The sequence below is a fragment of the Pseudonocardia sp. genome (assembly GCF_035305885.1).
Lineage (GTDB): Bacteria > Actinomycetota > Actinomycetes > Mycobacteriales > Pseudonocardiaceae > Pseudonocardia.
This window is the reverse complement of the sequence record NZ_DATGOP010000128.1, coordinates 139188-160215: the sequence shown is the minus strand read 5'-3', so window position 1 is coordinate 160215 and position 21028 is coordinate 139188. Positions and strand designations below refer to the sequence as shown.

The following is a 21028-nucleotide window of genomic DNA, read 5'->3' as shown; positions in this document are numbered from 1 at the left end:
CAGCACGGCTCGGTGGCGGCGCTGACGAACCCGATCGTGCTCGCGTCAGGTCGGTAGCGGGGTGGTCAGCTGCGCGTCGCCAGCGACCGCAGCGCCCGGTCCAGCGTGGAGAAGATCACGTCCGAACCGCCGTCCCAGTGGGGCGTCGGGTCCGGCTGCCCAGGCGCGGGTGCCCACAGCCACCAGATGTTCTGCCAGGGGTCGAGGATGCGGCCGAGCGTCGTCTCGCCGTAGAACGGCGTCGGTTCGGTGATCGTGGTGGCGCCGCGGGCGGTGGCCCGCTCCAGCACCGTCGCCACGTCGCGCACCCACACCTGCAGCAGTGCGGGTCGCGACGGCCACCCGTCGAGGCGGTCGGCCACCATCAGGGCGACGGTGCCGAGCTTGAGCTCGGCGTGGATCAGCTTGCCGTCCGGCATGGGCGTTCTGGCCTCGGTCGTCTCGGCGACGCCGAAGACCTCGGACACGAAGGTGATCAGGCCGGCGGCGTCGTCGACGACCACGAACGGGTTGAGCACGGCGACCCCGCCGGGGACGGAGTGGTGAGGGAGCAGGATCTCGCTGTCCATGAACCCACCCTGACCGGCCTACCGGTCAGTTGCTGACCGTTGTGATCACGGGTCGGCCCGCGGCCGGTGCCCGGCACCACCTCCACCGGTGGGGCCCGACTCCCGGGGTGATCGTGATCGCCGGGAGCGGACGCGCCACTACGGCGGGCCGCCGCGTTGGCGGGTGGCCTCGTACAGGGCGACGGTGGCGGCGGTGGCGGCGTTGAGCGAGCTCGCCGCACCGCCGATCGGGATCCGCGCGATCGTGTCGCAGCTCTGCCTCCAGCCCGCGCTCAACCCGGCGGTCTCGTTGCCGATCACCAGCAGCGTGGGCCCGGTCAGGTCGACGTCGGCGATGTCGGCGGCGCCGTTCTCGTCGGTGCCGACGATCGTCAGCGGCCGGCCGGCCGCCCGCTCCCGTTCGACCCACTCCAGCACCTCGCGGTGGGACGGGACCCGGACCACCGGCACCGCCATCAGCGACCCGGTGGAGGCGCGCACGGCCTTGGGGTCGTAGGGATCGGCGGCGTGCCCGGTGACGACGAGACCGGCACCGCCGAAGGCGTCCACCGACCGCACGATCGTGCCGATGTTGCCCGGGCTGGTCGGCCGGTCGAAGACCACTCCGAGGAACGACGGCGCGACCGGGATGCGGGACAGCTCGTCGGGCGGCAGCTCGAGCACCGCCAGCAGCTCGGGGACCTCCTCGTCCTTGCCGCTCAGCTCGCGCAGCAGTTCGGGGGCCATGGCGACGCGTTCGCCGCGGGCGCTCGCCAGGATCCCGACGGCCCACCGCGACAGCGGTCGGTCGGCGTCGTGGATCAGCGCCCGCACCGGCCAGCCGCGCTCCACCGCCATGGTGATCGGCCGGACGCCCTGCACCAGGAACTCGCCCGCCCGCTGCCGCTTGTTCCGGCTCCGCAGCAGCGCCTCCCACTGCTGGAACCGCGCGTTCGGCCGCGAGATCCGCAGCGCGCCGCCGATCGGGCCGCGTCCCCGCGGGCGGCCATCGCGGATGCGGGGACGGGTCTCCTCACCATGGTTGCGGCGTGCGGGCACGGGCCCCAGTCTCCTCGCCCGATCATCCGCCGGCCGCATCACCCCGGCTCGGTGCAGGCCTACGGGCAGCCGGGCCGGGACGCCGCGCGTCCGTCCTGCTCAGGGCCGCAGCGCTGCTCCACGTCCGCCCTTGCGTCCTCACCACGGCTGGTGTCGGCGGACGGGTCGAGGTCGGCCCAGATCCTGGTCAGGCAACGGAGCTGGTCGTCGTCGAGGCGGTCGAAGAAGAGCGCACGCAGATCGCTGTGATGCCGGCGCCGCGCCTTGCGCATGAGCGCCCGCCCCTTGGGGGTCAAGGTCGCTTCGAAACTCCGGCCGTCGACGGCCGACGGTCTGCGCTCGATCAACCCGCGTCGCTCGAGCCGGTCGGCGAGCCGGGTGAACCCACCCGTGGACATGACGCGGCGCTTGGCGAGGTCGGTCATCCGCATGCCCTTCGGGCCGGCGGCGTACAGCAGCGCCATCACGCTGTACTCGCCCATGCTGACGTTCAACTCGGCGAGCCCCGCCTCCAGCGTGCGCCAGAGCCGATCGTGGGTGTACAGGAACCCGCTCCACGCCTCGTTCTCGAGGTCTCGCAGGTCGTCGGTCGCCATGGGCGCACGGTAACCGGACCGCTCCACCACGACCACGGCCGACACCTGTCTGCGCAGGCATCCGGCACGGCCTCCGACGTGACCGACCACACTGGTCAGGGCGCGGAATATCTGTCTGCGCAGACAGGTTTTTGCGGTCGTACCCTGCCTGGGGCCGACCGTCGGGCGGCCGGCGGACCAGGGGGCCGACCAGCCGTCGGAGGCGTGGGCCACCGACGTCGGAGAGGACCGGAAATGGCATTCGAGATCGGCGTCATCACCTTCGGTGAGATCACCCAGGACCCGGTCACCGGGATCCTGCCGACCCCGCGGCAGCGCGCACGCGAGACGATCGAGCTCGCGCAGGCCGCCGACGAGGTGGGACTCGACGTGTTCGGCGTGGGTGAGCACCACCGCAGCGACTTCGTCGGGTCAGCGCCTGCGATCCTGCTGGCCGCCGCCGCGGAACGCACGAAGCGCATCAAGCTGACGAGCTCGGTCACCGTGCTCAGCTCGGACGACCCGGTCCGGGTGTGGGAGCAGTTCGCGACGATCGACCTGCTCTCGGCCGGCCGGGCCGAGATCATCGCCGGTCGCGGCTCGTACACGGAGTCCTTCCCCCTGTTCGGGTACGACCTACGCGACTACGCCGACCTCTTCCGGGAGAAGCTCGACCTGCTCCTCAGGATCCGCGAGCAGAACCCGCTCACCTGGGAGGGACGCTTCCGCAGCCCGCTGGTCGACGCCGACATCGCGCCCCGCGCCGACGGCGCCACGATCCCGATCTGGGTGGGGGTCGGCGGGTCGCCCGCGTCGGCCATCAGCACCGGCCGCCTCGGCCTGCCCATGGCGATGGCCCTGCTGATGGGCCCGATCACCTCGCACGAGCAGACCGTGGCGCTCTACCGGGACGCCGCCGCGAAGGCGGGGCACGACGTGGACGGCCTGCAGATCAGCATCAACGCGCACGGCCACGTCGGGCGCACCAGCCAGCAGGCCAGGGACGCCATGTACCCCTACTTCGCCAAGGGCATGTTCGACAACAACCACCAGCGCGGCCGGGGTTTCCCGCTGCCCAGGGCTGCGTTCGAGGCACAGACCTCGCCGGGGGCGGGCCTGCTGGTGGGCAGCCCGCAGGAGATCATCGACAAACTCCTCACCTACCACGAGCTGTACGGCCTGACCCGCGCCCTGTTCCACACGGGGTTCGGCGGGATGCCGCAGACCGAGCACCTCGAGGGCATCGAGCGGCTCGGCACCGAGGTGGCGCCGGTCGTGCGCCGCGAGATCGCCGCGCGTGGACGGGGCGCGGCATGACCGCCACCGCGCCGGTCGTCGATGCCGGACCCGCGCTGCGGGTCGTCGTCGTCAACGGCAGCCCCAGCCGGCCGTCCAGGACCATGGGTCTCGTCGACGTCATCCTCGAGACGCTCGCGGGGATGCTCCCCGTGGAGAGCTCCCGGATCGACGTGTACGGCCTCGGCCCGGGGTTCACCGGGGCGCTCGAGCGCGACGACGTCACGCCGGAGGTCGAGGCCGCGCTCCGGCTCGCCGAACAGGCCGACCTGCTGATCGCGGCGACCCCGGTGTTCCGCGGGTCCTACCCCGGCATGTTCAAGCACTTCTTCGACCTCGTCGAGCAGTACGCGCTCGCCAACAAGCCGGTCCTCCTGGCGGCGACGGGCGGGGGCGACCACCACGCGCTCGTCCTGGACCACGCCCTGCGGCCCCTGTTCGCCTTCTTCCAGGCGTTGACCGTGCCCGTCGCGATCTTCGCGTCCGCCGGGGACTTCGACGGCACGCTGCTGCTCAACCCCCGCGTGCACGGGCGCATCGAGATGGGCCTCACCGACGTGGCGGACCTCCTGCGGGCCCGCGCCACCGGCACCAGGACGACACCGGCCGCCTGACCCCGTCTTCGGCGACCTCCACGAGACCGCGCTCTGCGCGCGCCCCCACCGAGGACGACGCCACGGCCACATCCGACAAGCGCTGTACCCACAACTGTCCGAAGGGACGAACGACGATGACCGACAACACCCCGCCCCAGCCGGTAGACCTCGGTGGCCGCGTGACCTACGACGTGCCCGTCGCCCGGGTCGCCCGCGCGACGCTCACCCGGCCCGAGAAGGGCAACCTGCAGGACGTCCACCTCCTCTACCAGCTCGACGCCGCCTACCGGCGCGCCGCGGCCGACGACTCGATCTCCGTGTTCGTGCTCGCCGCCGAGGGCGACGACTTCTCGATCGGGCACGACGTCGAGACGCTGTTCAGCACCGACGGGATGGACCAGGTCACGCTCGAGGGCGGCCTCGGCCTCGGCGGCGTCGAGGGCGACATGGCCTGGGAGAACGAGATCTTCCTGCAGCTGCACTGGCGCTGGCGCAACTTCCCCAAGCCGACCATCGCCGCGGTCCAGGGGCGGGTCTTCGCCGGCGGCATGATGATCATGTGGCCGGCCGACCTGATCGTGGCCAGCGAGGACGCGCGCTTCGCCGACCCGGTCACCGCGTTCGGCATCGGCGCCGTCGAGCTGTTCATGCACCCCTGGGAGTTCGGTGCCCGCCGAGCGAAGGAACTGCTGTTCACCGGCGAGACCCTCACGGCCCAGGAGGCCGCGGGGCTGGGCATGGTCAGCCGGGTCGTCCCCCGGGCGGACCTGGAGTCGACGACGCTGGCGCTCGCCGAGCGGATCGCAGCCCGCCCCACCGCCGGGCTGAAGATGGCCAAGAAGGCCGTGAACCAGACCTTGGAGATCCAGGGCCAGTGGAACGCGGTGCAGGCAGCCTTCAACCTGCACACGCTCGGCCACGCCCACAGCCGCATCGTGCACGACGGCGCCTACCTCGACCCCGCCGGCTTCCCACTGGTCGCCGACATCTGGGAACTGCCGGAGGACTGGGAGCAGCAGGAAGAAGACACCTGAAAACCGTGCTGCCCGACCCGCTGCGGACGCGGGCGCCACGTCGGGCACCGGAGCCCGATCCGGCGCTCCCCCACTGCCCCGCGAAACGCGAGACCCCCTCTGCCCGTGTGGGTCAGAGGGGGTCTCGTGCGAGTGGGCGATACTGGGATCGAACCAGTGACCTCTTCGGTGTGAACGAAGCGCTCTCCCCCTGAGCTAATCGCCCTTGCTGGGAAGCACTTTACATGGCCCCCGTCGGCCGCGAGCAACCACCCCGCCCTCTCCCCTGCACACCCCGGCAGGCCCCTGACCTGGCCGGCGTCGGGCGAAGACCAGCCGCGTGATGATCATCACGGGCCTAGAGGCCGAAGTAGGTGGAGACCGGCGAGCTCAGCCAGCTCCACTCGAGGTGCAGGAACGCGCCGACCAGCGCGAACGCGCCCACGAACCAGGCGCAGACGGCGACGAGGAGCAGGATGCCGGTCAGCACGAGCAGCTGGACGACCCGCCGCTGGCGCGCGAGCCAGTCGGCCCACGCCTGGTACTTCGCCCGAACCCAGACCAGGAACCGCCGCGCGCCCTCGAACTCGGCGGCGAGGACGCCGAGACCGAGGAAGATGATCGCCCAACCGGGGCCGGGGGCGGGCAGCGCGATGATGCCGAAGATCACGATCGCGACGCCGACGACGCCGACGACGGCGCGGTAGGTCAGGTCGGTGACCGGGTTGCGGGCGATCCCGGAGCGGAACCGCTTGTATCCGGCCACCAGCCGGTCCACGGCCTTGCGGAGGCCGCCGACCTGCTGTTCCTCGCTCTCGGTGCTGCTCAGATCGCCACTCATCTCTCGCGGGCACGCGGCTGGAACGCCACGCGATGCTCGTCACGTCTGCGGGCCCAGAGTACCGCCGCGGCCCGACGCGGGACGGGGACCGCGGAGGGCCGCGTTCCGCCGTTCAGGCGACGTTCACCCCGGTTCGCACTCTCCGTGCCGTCGCCGTACCGCAGATCGCACGAGCGGGACCGCTCATCGTGGCTGACTGCGCCGTCAGGGTGACCGATGGCCCGCGTCGAGGGGACTTGGACCACGCACCCGTCACGCCATCCACGGACGGTCGTTTTCCCGCATGACGAACCACGCGGGACCAGAAAGAGGACGCACGATGCGCGACGAGCACACGGTCATCTGCTCACCGGCGGTGTTCGAACTGATCGGTCCGGACGCCCCGGCGGTGCCCGTCAACGTCGAACTGACCTACAGCAGCCGGGACCCCTACGCCGTCAAGGCCTCGTTCCGGACCGGTTCCACGACCGCCGTCGAGTGGGTCTTCGCCCGCGATCTCCTCCACGACGGACTGATCGCCCCCGCGGGGACGGGTGACGTCCAGGTGCGGCCGATGCCGCTGCACCCGGGCAAGGTCCAGCTCGAGCTGTCCTCGCCGTCCGGGCACGCCGTCTTCACGACCTGCGCGCAGACGCTGGGCGACTTCCTGCAGCGGACCTACCACGCCGTGCCGGCCGGGCGGGAGTACGACTGGCTCGACTTCGACGTGGCGCTGGCCGATCTCCTCAACGACCCCGCGCGCGACTGAAACCGCAGGTCAGAGGCCCTCCGCGCGGAACGAGGGGGGTGGTTTGAACCCCCCTCGGGGCCTGCGCTAAGGTTCTCTCATCACCGCAGCGGAAACGCTGCACACGCGGACGTAGCGCAGTTGGTAGCGCATCACCTTGCCAAGGTGAGGGTCGCGGGTTCGAGTCCCGTCGTCCGCTCGGAGGAACCACGGGTCCCGTCGGACCTCCAAGGATCGAAATCCACGGACCTCTCCAGGACGAGGATCCAGGCTCCGGCGGAGTGGCCGAGTGGCTTAGGCAAGGGCCTGCAAAGCCCTGTACGCGGGTTCGATTCCCGCCTCCGCCTCGGGCGATTAGCTCAGTGGGAGAGCGCTTCCTTGACACGGAAGAGGTCACTGGTTCAATCCCAGTATCGCCCACCACTGGAGTGAACGAGATCAGCCCCGGCCGACGCCGGGGCTGATCTTTTTTTTCGTGCTCGATCCGGCCCGCCGTCTCCGCGCTCCCGGGAGCCCTCCGGCCGCTCGTCCATCACGGGTGATGCCCGCCACCGGCCCTCCCGGGAGCGTCGCCCTGCCCACCGGTCGTGCCCGCGCGCGGACGCACCGCCTCGACACGGAAGAGGTCCGAGGATGACGCGCTACGAGTTCCGAGTAGAAGGCCGGTTGACGCAGGAGGCCAGGACCGCCATCGGGGCGATGCGGATCACCGAGGTCCCACCGGAGACCGTCCTCGACGGCGAAGTGGTCGACGAGTCGCACCTGCACGGCATCATCGTCCAGCTCCAGGCGCTCGGGGTCACCGTCGTGTCGGCGCACCCCATCCCGGAGTGAGCACCCCGACGAGTTCACCTGCGCGGAGCGATGCCCGCTTCGACGGGCGGCGCTTGACTTCCCGGCCGGCCCCGGTGGAGCGGGAGGAGGCGAGGTCGACCATGGATCCTGCGCGCTACGAGGTCCGGCTGAACGGCCACCTCTCCGAGCGAGCCCGAAGCGCCCTCCGCCCGATGGACGTCCGCTCCGTCCCGCCGCAGACGATCGTGTTCGGGGAGGTGTCGGAGCCGTCCGGACTGCGTGATCTGCTCGCGCTCTGCGACGCCCTGGGGTTGCAGGTGGTCTCCGTGCAACGGCTGCCCCACCGCACGGGCGGGGCAGGTCCGCCTGCTCGGCGTCCGTGACGTCCCCTCCCCGGCCGTCCCCCGTTGCGACCAGCGCCACCCGGCCACCGCTGGTCGCGAACGGCGGCCACCTCACCCCCGCGAGCGAGACGACCGCCCCGACGTGGCGAACGACCGATTCCGTCGGCGGATGCCGCATCAAATACCAATTGCTTGAGCACGCATTCCTTCCCCCGGTTGCACCGCACCCGGAATGAGCAGCGCGCGACGATCACACGGCTCCCACCTCCGCCCGGTTTCTGCTCCGGTGGACACCCGCTACCAGCATCGATACCCTGTCGTGTTCGCGCCACCACGGAGCGATCACGCCTCGGTCGACCGTTTTCAAGATCTGTCGGACGGCGAACGCGGTGATCGTGTCGACACGAGGCCCCGACCGGGAGGCGATCGCCGTGACGTTCGTTTCGAACGCCAAGATCGGAATTCCTCCGAATACGCCCGATCTCGTCGCGCGGACCGAATTGATCGGGCACCTCCGGGCGGCCCGTCCCGCCGAGGTCGTGCTGGTCTGCGCCCCGGCCGGGTACGGCAAGACCTCGCTGCTGTCGGACTGGGCACGGACCGACACCTCGACCGACACGGCCTGGGTGAGCCTCGACCGCGACGACAACGACCCGAGGCGGCTGTGGGCGTCGGTCGTCGGCTCGGTGGCGGCGCGCGCGGAGGTCCCGAGCACCGGCCGCCTGCCCCAGCCCCGGGCCTGGCGACCCGACGCCCAGCCGGAATTCCTCGGCGAGCTCGTGGACGCGCTCATGGCGCTCCCCCGACCGATCCGGCTGGTGCTCGACGACGTCCACGAGCTGACCGACCCCGACGTGCTGCACGGCCTGCAGATCCTCATCCGCAACCGCTGCCCCGGCGTGCAGCTCGTGCTCTCCAGCCGCTCCGACCCTCCCCTGTCGCTCCCGCGGCTGCGCCTCGCCGGCCGGTTGTGCGAACTGCGGGCGGCGCAGCTGCGGTTCACGCGTTCGGAGACGCAGGCGCTCCTGGAGGGGTCGGGGCTCCACCTCACGCGCGCCGCGGTCGACGCCCTGCACCGGCAGACCGGGGGGTGGGCGGCCGGTCTGCGCCTGGCCGCGTCCGGCGCCATGGCCTCCCCCGATCCGGAGGGCTTCGTCGACCGCTTCTCCGGCGACGAGCGCAGCGTCGCCGACTACCTCGTGGACGAGGTTCTCTCCGGGCTCCCCGACGACGTGCAGGACTTCCTGCGGGTGATCAGCATCAGCCAGCCCGTCCCCACCCAGCTCGCTGCCGAGCTGTCCGGCCGGCAGGACGCCGGCCACCTGCTCGACCAGCTCGAGCACAGCTCCGCCCTGCTCTCGTCGTGCGGCGGCCCCCGCGACTCCTACCGCCTCCAGCAGCTGCTGCGGACGTACCTGCGGGCGGATCTGCGCAGGCACGGCGCGGAACGGGAGGCCGAGCTGCACCAGACCGCCGCCAGGTGGTGGGCCGGTAGGGCCGAACCCGTTCCCGCGCTCGAGCACGCGGCGCAGGGCGAGGATCCCGACCTGCTGCCGGAGCTGTTGCACCGGTTCTCGGTTGCGCTGATCGTCGCCGGGGACCACGGGCCGCTGCGACGTGCGCTCGCCGCCGCCGGCACCCCAGCCGTCGACGCCGACCCGTGGCTCGCCCTGACGTCGGCGCTCACCCACCTCGAGGCCGGTGAGCACGTCGTCGCTCGTGAGGCCCTGGGCCGCGCTCGGCGGTCCTGGCCCGCCCACGACGAAGCGGGCCTCGCGGTGCTGCGCGCGGTGGCCGAGCAGTTCAGCGCCACGGCGGACGCCCCGCTCCCGTCCGCCCCCGACGTCCCGGCCGCCGCCTCGTTCGACGTCTCGGGTGACGACGAACCCCACGAACTGCCCGCCGAGCCCGAGCTGGAGGCCCTCGCGCACCTGAGTCGCGGCACGGCCCGACTGGCCCAGGACGACCTCGACGGAGCGCGCGACGAGCTCGAAGCCGCGTTGGAGCTGAGCCGGTCCCACGGCTTCGAGTACCTGACGATGCAGAGCCTCAGCCTCCTGGCCGCCGTCGCGGGTGTGGCGGGCGACCTGCAGACCATGCGGACCACGAGCCACCGGGCCCGAGCGGCCGCGGCCGAGCACGGGTGGACGGACACGTCGTGGTCCGGCGCTGCCACGGCGATGCTGGCCTATGCCGCGCTGATGCGCGCGGAGACCGCCGCTGCCGAACGCCTCGCATCGGAAGGGCTGGACCTCCGCGCCGCGGGGTCGTCCCCCCAGCTGTCCTGCATGCTGCGCGGCATCCGCGGCGCCGCCGCGTTCGACCGCGGTGACCGGGCCGACGGCCTCGCGGAACTGCAGCAGACGCGAACCGACCTCGGCGATCACCCGTCGACAGCGCGACAAGCCGGTGCGCTCGCGATGCTCGAGTTCCGCGCGGCGCTGCTACTCGGTCACTCCACGGCGGCGCGAACGGTCTGCGGGTGGTTCGCCGACCGCGCCGGCGAGAACGCGGAGCTCCTGGTGATGCAGGCGTGGCTGATCGCAGCGAGCGGGCGGCTCGAGCAGGCTCGGTCGGTCCTTCGACCGGTACTGGGCGACGAGGTGGCAGCCGTCGTCCCGCACACCCCCGTCGACGCGTGGCTCCTCGAAGCCTCGCTCGCCGTCGGGCACGGGGACCGGCCCGCCGCCCGCCGGGCGGTGCGGTGCTCGCTCCGCCTCGCGGAGCCGCTCGAAGCGGTTCGGCCCTTCGCGTACGCCGGCTCGGGGGTCCGGGAGCTGCTGGTGCACCAGCTGGGCACCTTCGGCGCCTCGAACGGGTTCGCCGAGCACGCGCTCACCGCGGGGCGTGGCATGCAGCAGCGGCAGGCGATGCTCAGCGAACGGGAGCTCACCGTGCTCGGGTTGCTCCCGTCGATGCTGTCACTGGATGAGATCGCCGACGACCTCATGGTCTCGGTGCACACCGTCAAGACCCACGTGCGGTCGATCTACACCAAGCTCGGCGTCAGCAGCAGGCGGCTGGCGGTGCGCGCGGCCTACGAGAACGGCCTGCTCGCGACCACCGCCCGTCCGTGACGCCCGCACCCGGCCGGCCCTGGGGTCCGAGGTCATCCGGCGCGGGCGAGGCGGGCACCCGCGCCGTGGAGGACGCTCGCCGGCTCGGGGAACCGACTGATCCAGGAGGAGCCATGGGCGCAGACCCGTCCGACGCGCCGGCCGGGGTGCGGGACCTCGCGGGGTTCGCCGAGTCACCGGCCCTGCAGCTCGGCGGCGGCGCGCTGAGCGTCCTCATCGGCGTACTCGTCCTCGCGTGGCCGGGCGCGACGGTCGCGGTCATCGCGTGGCTGTTCGCCGTGCAACTGATCGTCGCCGGGGTGCTGCAGCTGGTGTCGGCGTTCGGGGCGGGCCGGGGAGGCGGGGGGCGCGTGCTGTCGGTGCTGCTCGGGGCGCTGTCGGTCCTGGTCGGGTTGTTGTGCCTGCGGGCGACGCTGCAGACGGCCCTCGTGCTGGGGCTGATGATCGGGGCGTTGTGGGTTCTGCAGGGTATCGCCGGGGTGGTGGACGCGGCGAGCTCGGAGCGGGGTGCGGCGCGCGGCTGGGGGATCGCCGCCGGGGTACTGTCGGTGATCGGCGGGGCCGTCGTGCTCGTCTACCCCGGCACCAGCCTGATCGTCCTGACCTGGCTGTTCGGGACCGTGCTGGTCGTGGTCGGCGTCGTCCTCGTGGTCCGGGGGCTCGTGGTCGGGCGCCACGGCGCCGCCGCGGCGGCGGCCGGCGCGACGGACGGGGCGGCGCCGGGGGCCGAACGGGCGGCACGGCCGTAGTCGCGGGCCGGTCCGGGGGCCGGATCACCTACCGCTGAGCGGGGCGAACGCGGTCCGGCACCCGGCGGTCCGGATCTCACTCGGCGAACGTCGAGCGCAGCGCCTCCTCCTGGTCGTGGGACAGGTTGGTCGAGATCAGCTGGGGCTTGGCCTGCCCGGCGAAGGCGTCCTGGACCTTGTCCATGACCGCGCCCGACGACATGAGGAACAGGGCGGACGTGCCCGGGGTGACCTGGTCGCGGGTCTGTTTGATGAAGTCGTCGTCGATGCCGACGTCGGTGAGGGCACCGCTGAGGGCGCCGGTGGCGGCGCCCACCGCGGCGCCGAGCAGCGGGACGAAGAAGATGAGCCCGAACAGCAGGCCCCAGAACATGCCGCCGAGCGCGCCGGCGCCGGCGAGGTTGTGGAGCTGCCGTGTCTTCGGCTTCCTGGCGTCGGACGCCCAGGACACCGTCGCCGCGTCGTGGATCGTGATCAGCTCTTGCCTCGCGAGGTCCTCCAGCGTCCGGACGGCATCGTCGGCGCCGGTCTCGCTGTCGAACTTCCAGACGCTCAGGGTGGCCATGTCATCTCCTCCGATGTCCATCAGGTGACCCGAGCGTGTCCGCCGTTCGGCCGCCCCCGCGTCACCCCTCGCAGATGACCCGGCTATCCGGGCTGCTGCACCGGGAGGTCGTGCGACCCCCCGAAGACCGAGGAGAGGCGTACCGGCAGGTCCTCGAGCCCCGCCTCGTCCAGCGCTCGGCGCAGCGCCGCACCGTCCGCGTCCGGCGGCGGCCCGGTGGCGGTCACCTGCAGGACCCCTTCCTGGAGCGTCACCCCGACGACGGCCCACGACCGGCTCGCGGCCCACCCCTCCGCCACGGGCCGGGCGGTCGCGACGATCACGTGGTCGCGGAAGACCCGGTAGCTGCCGATCCCGAGCGGCACCGCCACGACGAGGACGAGCGACCCGACGACGGCCACGGTCCGGGCGCGCAGCTGCCCGACGGGCCGGCCCGCGGCGATGGCGGCGGCGCGCACCCGGTAGCCGATCAGGACGACCGTGCCGGTGGCGATGATCGCGGTGACGTTCGTGGCGAACAGCAGCAGCGCGCCCGCGGCCTGGCCGGGCGCCCCCGACTCCAGGGTCAGCCCGACCACCGCCAGCGGCGGGACCAGCGAGATCGCGATCGCCACCCCGGGCAGGGTGTCGGAGACGTCGGAGCGCACCAGGGCGAACGCTCCCACCACGCCCGTGGCGAGGGCGGCGACGAGGTCGATCAACCTGGGCGCGACCCGCCCGGCGATCTGCGAGTTCGTCTCTGCGACCAGCGGTTCGGGGACGAGCAGGCCGAGCGCGTACCCGATCGCGACGACGGCGACGGCGCCGCCGACGACGAGCAGGGTGCTCGTGGTCACCCGGCGCGCGTCGGCGAGCACGAGCGCGAACGCGGCGCCGAGGATCGGGGTCATCAGCGGGGCCACGATCATCGCGCCGATCACGGTGGCCGTCGAATCGGCCACCACCCCCGCACCCGCGATGACCGCCGCCAGCACGAGCAGCACCCAGAACGCCGAGCGCTGCCCGGGGGTCTCGACGAAGAGCCGGCCGGCCATCCGGTCGACGTCGGCGCCCGTCACGCCCGCCTCCGCCGCGGTCACGGTCGCGAGCCTCCCCGGCGGGGACCGCCCCTCACCTCCCCCGTCGGGGGTGACGCGGCGGGCGTCGTCGACCGTTGGCGCCCGGCCCTCCCACGAGGTCCGCACGCAGCCGGGAACGGCGGTGAACCCGCCGCCCGCGTCGTCGGCCCGAGGCCGGCGAGAGCGGTGGGAACGCCACATCCCCCGCGACGGGGGAGGCCGCCCCGCGACCGTCCCGCTCCCACGGTCCGGGCCGGGACGCCCGCCGCCGACGCGCCGCCGCACGGCGGGCTGCGTCATCTGCGGGGGATGACGTGCCGGACCGCCACGGGCGCGGAGCATGCGACCGTGACCACCTCGACCGAGCCGGCCGCCGCCGCACCGCCGGCTCCCCGCTGGCCCCTGCCCCGCGGCCTGATCGTGCTGCTCGCGCTCGCCGCGATGGTCGTCGTCATCGCCGGGTTGCGCGCGTTCGCCGAGATCCTCGGGCCGGTCTTCCTCGCGCTGATGCTGACCGTGGCCGTCCACCCCTTGACGAACCGGCTGCACCGCGCCGGCGCGCCGAGGTGGGCGGCGGTGACGGTGTCGCTGCTGTCCGTCTTCGTGATCGTGCTGGGGCTCGCCGCGTCGCTGGCGCTGTCGATCGCGCAGCTGGCGACGCTGCTGCCCAGCTACCAGGACCGGTTCGCGGGCCTGGTCCAGGACCTCGTGGCGTGGCTGGGCGGGCTGGGCGTCGGGGCCGACCAGGTGCGCACCGCCCTCGGCCGGGTCGACTTCTCAGCGGTCGCGGGGATGCTCGCCGAAGCGCTGCTCGGCCTGGCAGGCGCGTTCTCCAACCTCGTGTTCATCCTCGCCGTCCTGCTGTTCATGGGGTTGGACGCTGCGAGCTTCCCCGCGCGCATGCGCGCGGTCGGATGGGCACGCCCGGACGTCGCCGCGGCGTTCTCCTCCTTCGCGCGCGGCACCCGCAGCTACCTGGTCGTATCGACGGTCTTCGGCCTGATCGTCGCGGTGTTCGACGGGATCGCACTGTGGTGGATGGGCATCCCGCTCGCGGTGCTGTGGGGGCTGCTGGCCTTCATCACCAACTACATCCCGAACATCGGCTTCGTCATCGGGCTGGTGCCACCGGCCCTGCTCGCACTGCTCGAGGGCGGCCCGCGCCTGATGCTGCTGGTGATCGTGGTCTACATCGTCATCAACTTCGTGATCCAGTCGGTGATCCAACCGAAGTTCGTCGGGGACGCCGTGGACATGTCGCTGACGCTGACGTTCCTGTCGTTGGTGATCTGGGCGTGGATCATCGGTCCGCTCGGCGCGTTGCTGGCCATCCCGCTGACCCTGCTCACGAAGGCGCTGCTGCTCGACATCGACCCGCACACGCGGTGGATGACGTCGCTGGTGACCATGGGGGCCCCGGAGGCGCCCGACGACGACCCGCGGCCGACGCCCCCACCCCGACGCGGGTTCCCGTACGCGAAGCCGGTCGAGGGCAACCGATCCACCGGGTGAGTCGCGCGTGCTCGGGTGCGGAGCTCAGGAGGAGGAGGGGTCCCACACCGCCAGCGCCCAGATGACCGCCACGCAGAGCGCGATCATCACGACCGACCAGATCGGGTAGTACGGGATGAACATGAAGTTCGCGACCATGCTGAGGGCCGCGACGAGGACCCCGACGGCCCGACCCCACGCCCGACCGGTCACGACGCCACCGCCGACGACGGCGATGAGCACGCCGAGCACCAGGTGGATCCAGCCCCAGCCGGTGATGTCGAGCGTGTAGGTGTAGTCGGGCGTGGTGACGTAGAGCCGGTCCCCGATGATCGCGGCGATGCCGCCGAGCGCGTGGTAGATCCCGAGCACCACCATCAGGATCCCGGCGAACAGGGCGAGCCCGGTCACCCACGGACCGGACACCGCGGCCGAGGTGCGGTCGGCGGGCTGGGGGCGGGTCGTGCTCATGGCGTCTTCTCCACTCGGGTCAGGGCGTGACGATGTCGAACCAGAACTCGAACGTGTCGAGGAGGCCGAGGAAGCGGGTGAACGCGGCCCGGTCACCGTCGATCGCGATCTCGCCCTTGTCGACCTTCTCGTCGAGCGTGGCCACGCCGAGCGTGACGTCGTCGAGCGCGGTGCGCGTGAGCGTCAGCACGGCGTCCGCGCCCGGGTCGCCGCGGCCCTTCGCGTGGTTGAGCACGCCGTTGGCCACGACGAGGTCGTAGGTGACGTCGAGGTCGCTGAACGTCGCGGTGAACCGCAGCTCCTCGTCCGCGGCCGCCGGCCCGTTGAGGCGCACCGCGAGGTAGTCGAAGTACATCTCCAGCGACATCCCGCGAACGGTGTCGGGTGAGGCGGTCACGGGTGTGGGCAGCGGCCGCACGCCGTGGCGCAGCTCCTGCGCGCCGGACAGGTAGAAGTTGCGCCACGGCCCCGACTCGGCCTGGTAGCCGAGCTGTTCGAGGGCGTCGGCCTGCAGTTCGCGGGCCACGGTGTTGTCGGGGTCGGCGAAGACGACGTCGTTGACGACCTGGGCGACCCAACGGTAGTCGCCGCGGTCGAAGTCGGCGCGGGCCCGTTCGAGCACGGCGTCGGCGCCGCCCATGTAGGCGACCCGGCGGGTCGCGGTTTCCACGGGGGGCAGCGGCTCGAGGTTGGCCGGGTTGCCGTCGAACCAGCCGAGGTAGAGCTGGTACTGGGCCTTCACGTTGTGGCTGAGCGTGCCGTAGTAGCCGCGGTTGGCGAACTGCGTGGCCAGTGAATCCGGCAGCCGCACCATCTCGGCGATCTCCTCCGACACGTAGCCGTGGTTGGCCAGCCGGAGGGTCTCGTCGTGGATGTAGCGGTACAGGTCCCGCTGCGAGGTGAGGTACTCCCGGACCTCGGCGTTGCCCCAGGTCGGCCAGTGGTGGCTGGCGAACACGACCTCGGCATCGTCCCCGAACAGCTCGACCGCCTGGCCGAGGTACTTCGACCACAGCAGCGCGTTGCGGACCTCGGCGCCGCGCAGCGTGTAGCAGTTGTGCAGCGTGTGCGAGGCGATCTCGGCCATGCACAGGGCCGTGTAGCGGGGCAGGTAGAAGCAGAACTCGGCCGGTGCCTCGGCACCGGGCGTGTCCTGGAAGACGAGCTCGACGCCGTCGACCGTCAGGGTCTCGCCGGTCTCGCGGATGACGTCGGTGGGCGGGAGCAGCCCGATGCTGCCCGCCGAGGTGCCCTTGCCCAGCCCGCCGCCCACCGTTCCCGTCGGGTCCTTCGGCAGCAGGTTGCCGTACATGTAGCTGGCGCGGCGCGACATCGCGGTGCCCGCCATCACGTTCTCGCTGATCGCGTGCTCGAAGAACCCGTGCGGCACGACGATGCGAACCTCGCCCGCGTCCTCGTCGGCGACCACGCCCCGCACCCCGCCGTAGTGGTCGACGTGGCTGTGGGTGTGCACCACGGCGACGACCGGCCGGTCACCGAGGAGCTCGCGCACCAGCGCCATCGCCGCCGCCGCGGTCTCGGCCGAGATCAACGGGTCCACGACGATGTAGCCGGTGTCGCCCTCGATCACCGACATCACCGACAGGTCGTAGCCGCGCACCTGGTACACGCCGTCGACGACCCGGAACAGCCCGTGGATCGCGTTGAGCCGCGCCTGCCGCCACAGGCTCGGGTTGACCGAGTCCGGCGCGTCACCGGTGAGGAAGGCCCACCGGTCGAGGTCCCACACGACGCCGCCGTTCCCGTCCCTCACCGCCAGGTGCGCCTCGGTCCCGATCAGCCCCCGCTCGGCCTGCGCGAAGTCCGCGTCGTCGGCGAAGGGCAAGTACTCCCGGACGGCGCGGTTGGCCGCCACCGTGGCGGGCGTGGGGTCGTTGGACACGGTGCCACCTCTCCTCCTCGGAACGGTGGCGCTCGACGCTAGGGACCCCCCGCCCGCGGTGCCTCGCCCGTCACGAGTGACCCGGCCTCGCCGACCCGCGATCTTGACCCACACGGCGACCGGGTAAACTGCACCCGTCGCAGCGGAAGGCTGCACACGCGGACGTAGCGCAGTTGGTAGCGCATCACCTTGCCAAGGTGAGGGTCGCGGGTTCGAGTCCCGTCGTCCGCTCGCGGAGACCTCGGGCGATTAGCTCAGTGGGAGAGCGCTTCCTTGACACGGAAGAGGTCACTGGTTCAATCCCAGTATCGCCCACCACCGCGCTGATCACGGCGCGCCGAAACCGGCGTCCTCGAGGGCCTCCCGGCCGAACTCCCCGGTCACCAGCTCGACGAACGACCGCGCGAGCTCCGGCTCCGGTGCGTCGGTCAACGCCGCGATCGGGTAGCTGTTCACCGCCCGGTCCGACTCGGGGAAGCTCACCCCCTCGACCGAACCGCGCGCCGACCGCACGTCGGTGACGTACACCAGGCCCGCGTCCGCGTCGCCGGTCGAGACCTTCCCGAGCACCGACCGCACGTCCGGCTCCTCGCTCACCGGCGACAACGCCACCCCGGTCGCCTGCTCGATCCGCTCGGTGGCCGCCCCGCACGGCACCTGCGGCGCGCACACCACCACCGCCACGTCCGGGCGGGCCAGGTCGGCGAACGACGCCACCCCCTTCGGGTTCCCGGGCGGGGTCGCGATCTGCAGCACGTTCGTGGCGAACACCGTCGGCTGCCCGTCGACCAGGCCCGCGTCCGCGACCGTCTTCATCGTCGACTCGTTCGCGGCCGCGAACACGTCCGCCGGCGCACCGTTCACGATCTGCTGCGCCAGATCGGACGACCCGGCCGAGTTCAACCGCACCTCCACGCCCGGGTTGTCCGCCTCGAACCGCGCCCCCACCGCCGTGAACGCGTCGGTGAGCGACGCGGCCGCGAAGACGTTCAGTACCCGCGGCGCACCCCCGTCCGCGCCGCACCCGGCCAGCAGCGCCACCCCCACGCCGGCGAGCAGCACCCGCAGTCGCGTCCCCACCACCGGCCTCCCTCACACCCGACACAGATCCGCATCCGCGGCGTAGCCACCGCGAATCAGTCCGCATCTGCATATCTCAGCGGCACATGTGCGCGCAACTGCAACCGGGACGAGGTCACGCGGCCGGCGCGTCGAGGTCGGACAGGTCGAGCACGAACCGGTAGCGGACGTCCCCCGCGGCGAGCCGTTTCAGCGCAGTGCCGACCTCGCTCGAGGGCAGCACCTCGACATCGGCGGTGATGCCGCGCTCGGCGCAGAACCCGAGCATCTCGACGGTGTGGCGCCGGCCCCCGGTACCGGAGGAGCTGAGCTTCTTGCGCCCCGCGGTGAGGGTCATCACCGGGGGCCCCGCCTGCACCGGGTTGCCCAGGACGGACAGGGTGCCGTCGAGGCCGAGCATCCCGAGCAGCGGGGTCAGGTCGTGGTCGTCGGGGATGGTGTCGGCGATGAGGTCGAAGCAACCCCGCGCCGCGGCCACCTGGGCGTCGTCGGTGGTGACGAGGACGTCGGTGGCGCCGAGGGCGAGGGCGTCCCGTTCCTTCGCAGGGCTGCGGGTGAGCACGGTGACCTCGGCCCCCAACGCGGCCGCGAACTTCACCGCGAGGTGCCCCAGGCCGCCCAGCCCGGCCACGGCGACCCGGCTGCCGGGGCCGACGCCCGCGGCGCGCAGCGGCTCCCAGACGCTGACCCCGGCGCACATGAGCGGCGCCGCCGCGGCCGGGTCGAGCCCGTCGGGCAGGGGGAACGCGAACGCCTCGCGGAGCACGTACTCGCGGCTGTAGGCGCCGAGCGTCGTCGACCCGTCGACGCGGTCGGTGCCGCCGTAGGTGCTGGTCGGACGCTCGTAGCAGTAGTTCTCCTGGCCGACCCGGCACATGGCGCACTCGCCGCAGGAGTCGACGATCGTGCCGATGGCGACCCGGTCCCCGACGGCGAGCCGGGTGACCGCGGGGCCGACGGCGGTCACGACGCCGGTCGCCTCGTGCCCGGGGACGAGGTGCGTCTCTCCGAGCAGCCCCTGGAGACGGCGCAAGTCGCTGTGGCACACACCGCAGTGGTCGACCCGCACGGCGACGTCGTCGGGACGCAGGTCCCGCCGCTCGATGCCGACGCGCGTCAGGTTCGTGGACCCGGGCTCCAGGCTCTGCCAACCGGTGGTGGTCCTCACGGGAGATCCTCTCGTCGAAGCGGAATATGGATTCACCTTAGCACCGAAAGTGAATGCAGGTTCCGCTTCGGTACCCTGGGATCATGTCGCCGCCCGCCTCCGGCACCACCCGCCGTCCACGACGGGACGCGCTGCGCAACGACGCGATCATCATCGACGCGGCACGCGCGGTCTTCGCCGAACAGGGGCCACAGGCGAGCATGGAGTCGATCGCGGCCCGCGCCGGGCTCGGCGTCGGCACGATCTACCGCAGGTTCGCGGGCAAGGAGGACCTCCTCGACGCCATCGCCCGGCTGTTCGTCGAGGAGATGGACGCGGCGGCCGCGGACGCGCTCGCCGACCCCGACCCCGCCCGCGGCCTGGACCGCTTCATCGACTTCGTCGGGGCCTTCAACGCCGAGAAGCGGCGCTACGCGGCCGCCCTCACCGAACGCGTCACCAGCGAGGAGGTGAGCCGGCGGATCATGGAGAAGGTCGAGCGGCTCACCCGCAGGGCCGTCGAGGCGGGCGTCCTCGCCCCCGGCACGACCGGCCGGGACGTCGAGGCGCTCATCGTCGCGATCCGCGCGGTCGTCGGCGCCACCGCGGAGAGCGAACCGGACGCCTGGCGCCGCTTCGCCCGGATCCACCTCGCCGGGCTGCGCGCCGGGGCGCCGGAGACCGACCGCTAGGCCGGGCTCGCCTTCTCCCCCTTCGGCGTGACGACGAACCACGTGCCGCCCTCGCCGTTGTGCCCGGCGTCGGTGAGCGTGCCGTCGTCGTCGCGGTGGTAGTAGAGCGGCCATCCGGCCAGCGTGAGCTGGGAGCTGCCGTCCGGGCGCTGCAGCCGGCCGACGAGGTCCCGTTTGACGCCCGCGAGCTCCAGCTCCTGGTCCGCGGGGGCGGTGACGGGGATCCAGGTCTGCGCGCACTCGTCGACGCAGTTCGACGTGGGCGGGTCGGCGCTGTCGGCGTCCGAGCGGTACACGAGCCGACCCGACCCGTCGGTGACGACGACGCCGAGCGGTCCGGTCTGCACGGCGAAGAGCGCAGGCGCCGGGCCGCCGTGGCCGCCGTGCCCGCTGCCGTGCGCACCACCGTGCCCGCCGTCGTGCCCGCCGTCGGGGCCGTCGGCCGCCGCGGACGGGGCGGGCGAGGGATCGGCGGCCGACTCCGGCTCTGCACCGCCGCAGGCGGTGGCACCGACCAGGACGAGCCCGCAGAGCAGGCCGAAGATCATCCGGAACAGGGCGGAACGCGTCACGGGGCCCGATCCTGCGTCACGGTCGCGCCGGTGTGCCGGGAAGCGCCGCCGCAGTCGCTCGGCGGCACCCCGCGCGCCGTCGGCGGTCCCCCACCCCCCGACCACCGGAATACAACGACAATCGTTGTCGTTTGGCAGGGGTCCGAGAAGCACAGCCGATGCAGGAGGTCGCCATGCGTCGCGACATCCACCCCGCCTACGGGCCCGTCGTCTACCAGGACCGGTCCACCGGGCAGGCGTTCCTCACCCGTTCCACGGCGACGTCCAACGAGACGATCACCTGGGCGGACGGCAACACCTACCCGCTGGTCCGGATGGACGTCACGGCCTACTCGCACCCGTACTGGTCAGGCGCCCAGCGCGTGCTGGACTCGGCCGGTCAGGTGGAGAAGTTCCGCCGCCGCTACGGCGGCCGCACCCGCGCCTGAG

The 21028-nt window shown here is 72.4% G+C and carries 22 protein-coding genes and 6 tRNA genes; 16 read left to right on the top strand and 12 right to left on the bottom strand.

Annotated features, from left to right (window positions below; translation table 11 throughout):
* Positions 1-65 precede the first annotated feature (65 nt).
* The 3 genes from VKZ81_RS29735 to VKZ81_RS29725 form a co-directional block, all read right to left on the bottom strand.
* Positions 66-569, bottom strand: coding sequence for a VOC family protein (locus VKZ81_RS29735; RefSeq protein ID WP_324245040.1), 504 nt, complete (start codon positions 567-569; stop codon positions 66-68).
* Positions 570-707: 138 nt separating this feature from the next.
* Entirely contained in the window at positions 708-1607 is a 900-nt protein-coding gene (locus VKZ81_RS29730) for an RNA methyltransferase (RefSeq protein WP_324245039.1), read from the bottom strand.
* Positions 1608-1666: 59 nt separating this feature from the next.
* Complete coding sequence (locus VKZ81_RS29725; RefSeq protein ID WP_324245038.1) at positions 1667-2203, bottom strand: MarR family winged helix-turn-helix transcriptional regulator; 537 nt, start codon at positions 2201-2203, stop codon at positions 1667-1669.
* Positions 2204-2437: 234 nt separating this feature from the next.
* On the opposite strand from VKZ81_RS29725, the gene VKZ81_RS29720 reads away from it, so the two are divergent.
* The 3 genes from VKZ81_RS29720 to VKZ81_RS29710 all read left to right on the top strand — a co-directional run bounded on the left by VKZ81_RS29720 (position 2438) and on the right by VKZ81_RS29710 (position 5108).
* Positions 2438-3499: an LLM class flavin-dependent oxidoreductase gene (locus VKZ81_RS29720; RefSeq protein WP_324245037.1), complete on the top strand. Its 1062-nt coding sequence runs from the start codon at positions 2438-2440 to the stop codon at positions 3497-3499.
* Positions 3496-4092 carry an NAD(P)H-dependent oxidoreductase gene (locus VKZ81_RS29715; protein ID WP_324245036.1) on the top strand — a complete coding sequence of 199 codons (597 nt, stop codon included), beginning with the start codon at positions 3496-3498 and terminating at the stop codon, positions 4090-4092. Before VKZ81_RS29720 ends, VKZ81_RS29715 begins: the two co-directional genes overlap by 4 nt.
* A gap of 116 nt (positions 4093-4208) precedes the next feature.
* Positions 4209-5108 (top strand): enoyl-CoA hydratase, encoded by a 900-nt coding sequence (locus VKZ81_RS29710; RefSeq protein WP_324245035.1) that lies wholly within the window; start codon positions 4209-4211, stop codon positions 5106-5108.
* A gap of 133 nt (positions 5109-5241) precedes the next feature.
* Here VKZ81_RS29710 and VKZ81_RS29705 read toward each other — a convergent pair.
* Positions 5242-5313: transfer RNA gene (locus VKZ81_RS29705), tRNA-Val, on the bottom strand.
* A gap of 132 nt (positions 5314-5445) precedes the next feature.
* Positions 5446-5928, bottom strand: a complete 483-nt coding sequence (locus tag VKZ81_RS29700; protein ID WP_324245034.1) for a TIGR02611 family protein — start codon at positions 5926-5928, stop codon at positions 5446-5448.
* 319 nt (positions 5929-6247) lie between these two features.
* Here VKZ81_RS29700 and VKZ81_RS29695 point away from each other — a divergent pair, with 319 nt between their 5' ends.
* From VKZ81_RS29695 to VKZ81_RS29660, 8 genes are all read left to right on the top strand, one after another.
* Positions 6248-6676, top strand: coding sequence for an SsgA family sporulation/cell division regulator (locus tag VKZ81_RS29695; protein ID WP_324245033.1), 429 nt, complete (start codon positions 6248-6250; stop codon positions 6674-6676).
* A 105-nt stretch (positions 6677-6781) separates the two neighbouring features.
* Positions 6782-6854 (top strand) — tRNA-Gly (locus VKZ81_RS29690).
* Positions 6855-6930: 76 nt separating this feature from the next.
* Positions 6931-7002, top strand: a tRNA-Cys gene (locus VKZ81_RS29685).
* A 1-nt stretch (position 7003) separates the two neighbouring features.
* Positions 7004-7078: transfer RNA gene (locus VKZ81_RS29680), tRNA-Val, on the top strand.
* A 210-nt stretch (positions 7079-7288) separates the two neighbouring features.
* Positions 7289-7489: a DUF8691 family protein gene (locus VKZ81_RS29675; RefSeq protein WP_324245032.1), complete on the top strand. Its 201-nt coding sequence runs from the start codon at positions 7289-7291 to the stop codon at positions 7487-7489.
* A 101-nt stretch (positions 7490-7590) separates the two neighbouring features.
* Complete coding sequence (locus VKZ81_RS29670) at positions 7591-7833, top strand: DUF8691 family protein (protein WP_324245031.1); 243 nt, start codon at positions 7591-7593, stop codon at positions 7831-7833.
* Between the two features lie 461 nt (positions 7834-8294).
* Positions 8295-10871, top strand: a complete 2577-nt coding sequence (locus VKZ81_RS29665) for a winged helix-turn-helix domain-containing protein (RefSeq protein ID WP_324245030.1) — start codon at positions 8295-8297, stop codon at positions 10869-10871.
* A gap of 113 nt (positions 10872-10984) precedes the next feature.
* A complete protein-coding gene (locus VKZ81_RS29660; protein WP_324245029.1) occupies positions 10985-11620 on the top strand; it encodes an HdeD family acid-resistance protein in 636 nt (211 codons plus the stop codon).
* 76 nt (positions 11621-11696) lie between these two features.
* Here the strand turns inward: VKZ81_RS29660 and VKZ81_RS29655 are convergent, their stop codons facing one another.
* Together VKZ81_RS29655 and VKZ81_RS29650 are read right to left on the bottom strand one after the other, a co-directional pair.
* On the bottom strand, positions 11697-12185 hold the full coding sequence (locus tag VKZ81_RS29655) for a DUF1269 domain-containing protein (RefSeq protein ID WP_324245028.1): 489 nt from the start codon (positions 12183-12185) through the stop codon (positions 11697-11699).
* An 83-nt stretch (positions 12186-12268) separates the two neighbouring features.
* Positions 12269-13264 (bottom strand): DUF389 domain-containing protein, encoded by a 996-nt coding sequence (locus VKZ81_RS29650; RefSeq protein WP_324245027.1) that lies wholly within the window; start codon positions 13262-13264, stop codon positions 12269-12271.
* A gap of 327 nt (positions 13265-13591) precedes the next feature.
* Here VKZ81_RS29650 and VKZ81_RS29645 point away from each other — a divergent pair, with 327 nt between their 5' ends.
* A complete protein-coding gene (locus VKZ81_RS29645) occupies positions 13592-14755 on the top strand; it encodes an AI-2E family transporter (protein WP_324245026.1) in 1164 nt (387 codons plus the stop codon).
* Between the two features lie 24 nt (positions 14756-14779).
* Here the strand turns inward: VKZ81_RS29645 and VKZ81_RS29640 are convergent, their stop codons facing one another.
* Both VKZ81_RS29640 and VKZ81_RS29635 read right to left on the bottom strand, forming a co-directional pair.
* Positions 14780-15205 (bottom strand): DUF7144 family membrane protein, encoded by a 426-nt coding sequence (locus VKZ81_RS29640; RefSeq protein WP_324245025.1) that lies wholly within the window; start codon positions 15203-15205, stop codon positions 14780-14782.
* Positions 15206-15224: 19 nt separating this feature from the next.
* Positions 15225-17108 carry an alkyl/aryl-sulfatase gene (locus VKZ81_RS29635; protein ID WP_324245024.1) on the bottom strand — a complete coding sequence of 628 codons (1884 nt, stop codon included), beginning with the start codon at positions 17106-17108 and terminating at the stop codon, positions 15225-15227.
* 158 nt (positions 17109-17266) lie between these two features.
* On the opposite strand from VKZ81_RS29635, the gene VKZ81_RS29630 reads away from it, so the two are divergent.
* Both VKZ81_RS29630 and VKZ81_RS29625 read left to right on the top strand, forming a co-directional pair.
* A tRNA-Gly gene (locus tag VKZ81_RS29630) sits at positions 17267-17339 on the top strand.
* A 12-nt stretch (positions 17340-17351) separates the two neighbouring features.
* Positions 17352-17426, top strand: a tRNA-Val gene (locus VKZ81_RS29625).
* Positions 17427-17435: 9 nt separating this feature from the next.
* Here VKZ81_RS29625 and modA read toward each other — a convergent pair.
* Both modA and VKZ81_RS29615 read right to left on the bottom strand, forming a co-directional pair.
* Positions 17436-18188 (bottom strand): molybdate ABC transporter substrate-binding protein, encoded by a 753-nt coding sequence (gene modA / locus VKZ81_RS29620; protein WP_324245023.1) that lies wholly within the window; start codon positions 18186-18188, stop codon positions 17436-17438.
* Positions 18189-18303: 115 nt separating this feature from the next.
* Complete coding sequence (locus tag VKZ81_RS29615; protein ID WP_324245022.1) at positions 18304-19356, bottom strand: NAD(P)-dependent alcohol dehydrogenase; 1053 nt, start codon at positions 19354-19356, stop codon at positions 18304-18306.
* 83 nt (positions 19357-19439) lie between these two features.
* Here VKZ81_RS29615 and VKZ81_RS29610 point away from each other — a divergent pair, with 83 nt between their 5' ends.
* On the top strand, positions 19440-20027 hold the full coding sequence (locus tag VKZ81_RS29610; protein WP_324245021.1) for a TetR/AcrR family transcriptional regulator: 588 nt from the start codon (positions 19440-19442) through the stop codon (positions 20025-20027).
* On the opposite strand, the gene VKZ81_RS29605 is transcribed toward VKZ81_RS29610, so the two are convergent.
* Complete coding sequence (locus tag VKZ81_RS29605) at positions 20024-20599, bottom strand: hypothetical protein (protein WP_324245020.1); 576 nt, start codon at positions 20597-20599, stop codon at positions 20024-20026. The two genes, VKZ81_RS29610 and VKZ81_RS29605, sit on opposite strands and share 4 nt — an antisense overlap.
* 173 nt (positions 20600-20772) lie before the next feature.
* Here VKZ81_RS29605 and VKZ81_RS29600 point away from each other — a divergent pair, with 173 nt between their 5' ends.
* Positions 20773-21027 carry a type B 50S ribosomal protein L31 gene (locus VKZ81_RS29600; RefSeq protein ID WP_324245095.1) on the top strand — a complete coding sequence of 85 codons (255 nt, stop codon included), beginning with the start codon at positions 20773-20775 and terminating at the stop codon, positions 21025-21027.
* The last annotated feature ends 1 nt before the right edge of the window (position 21028 follow it).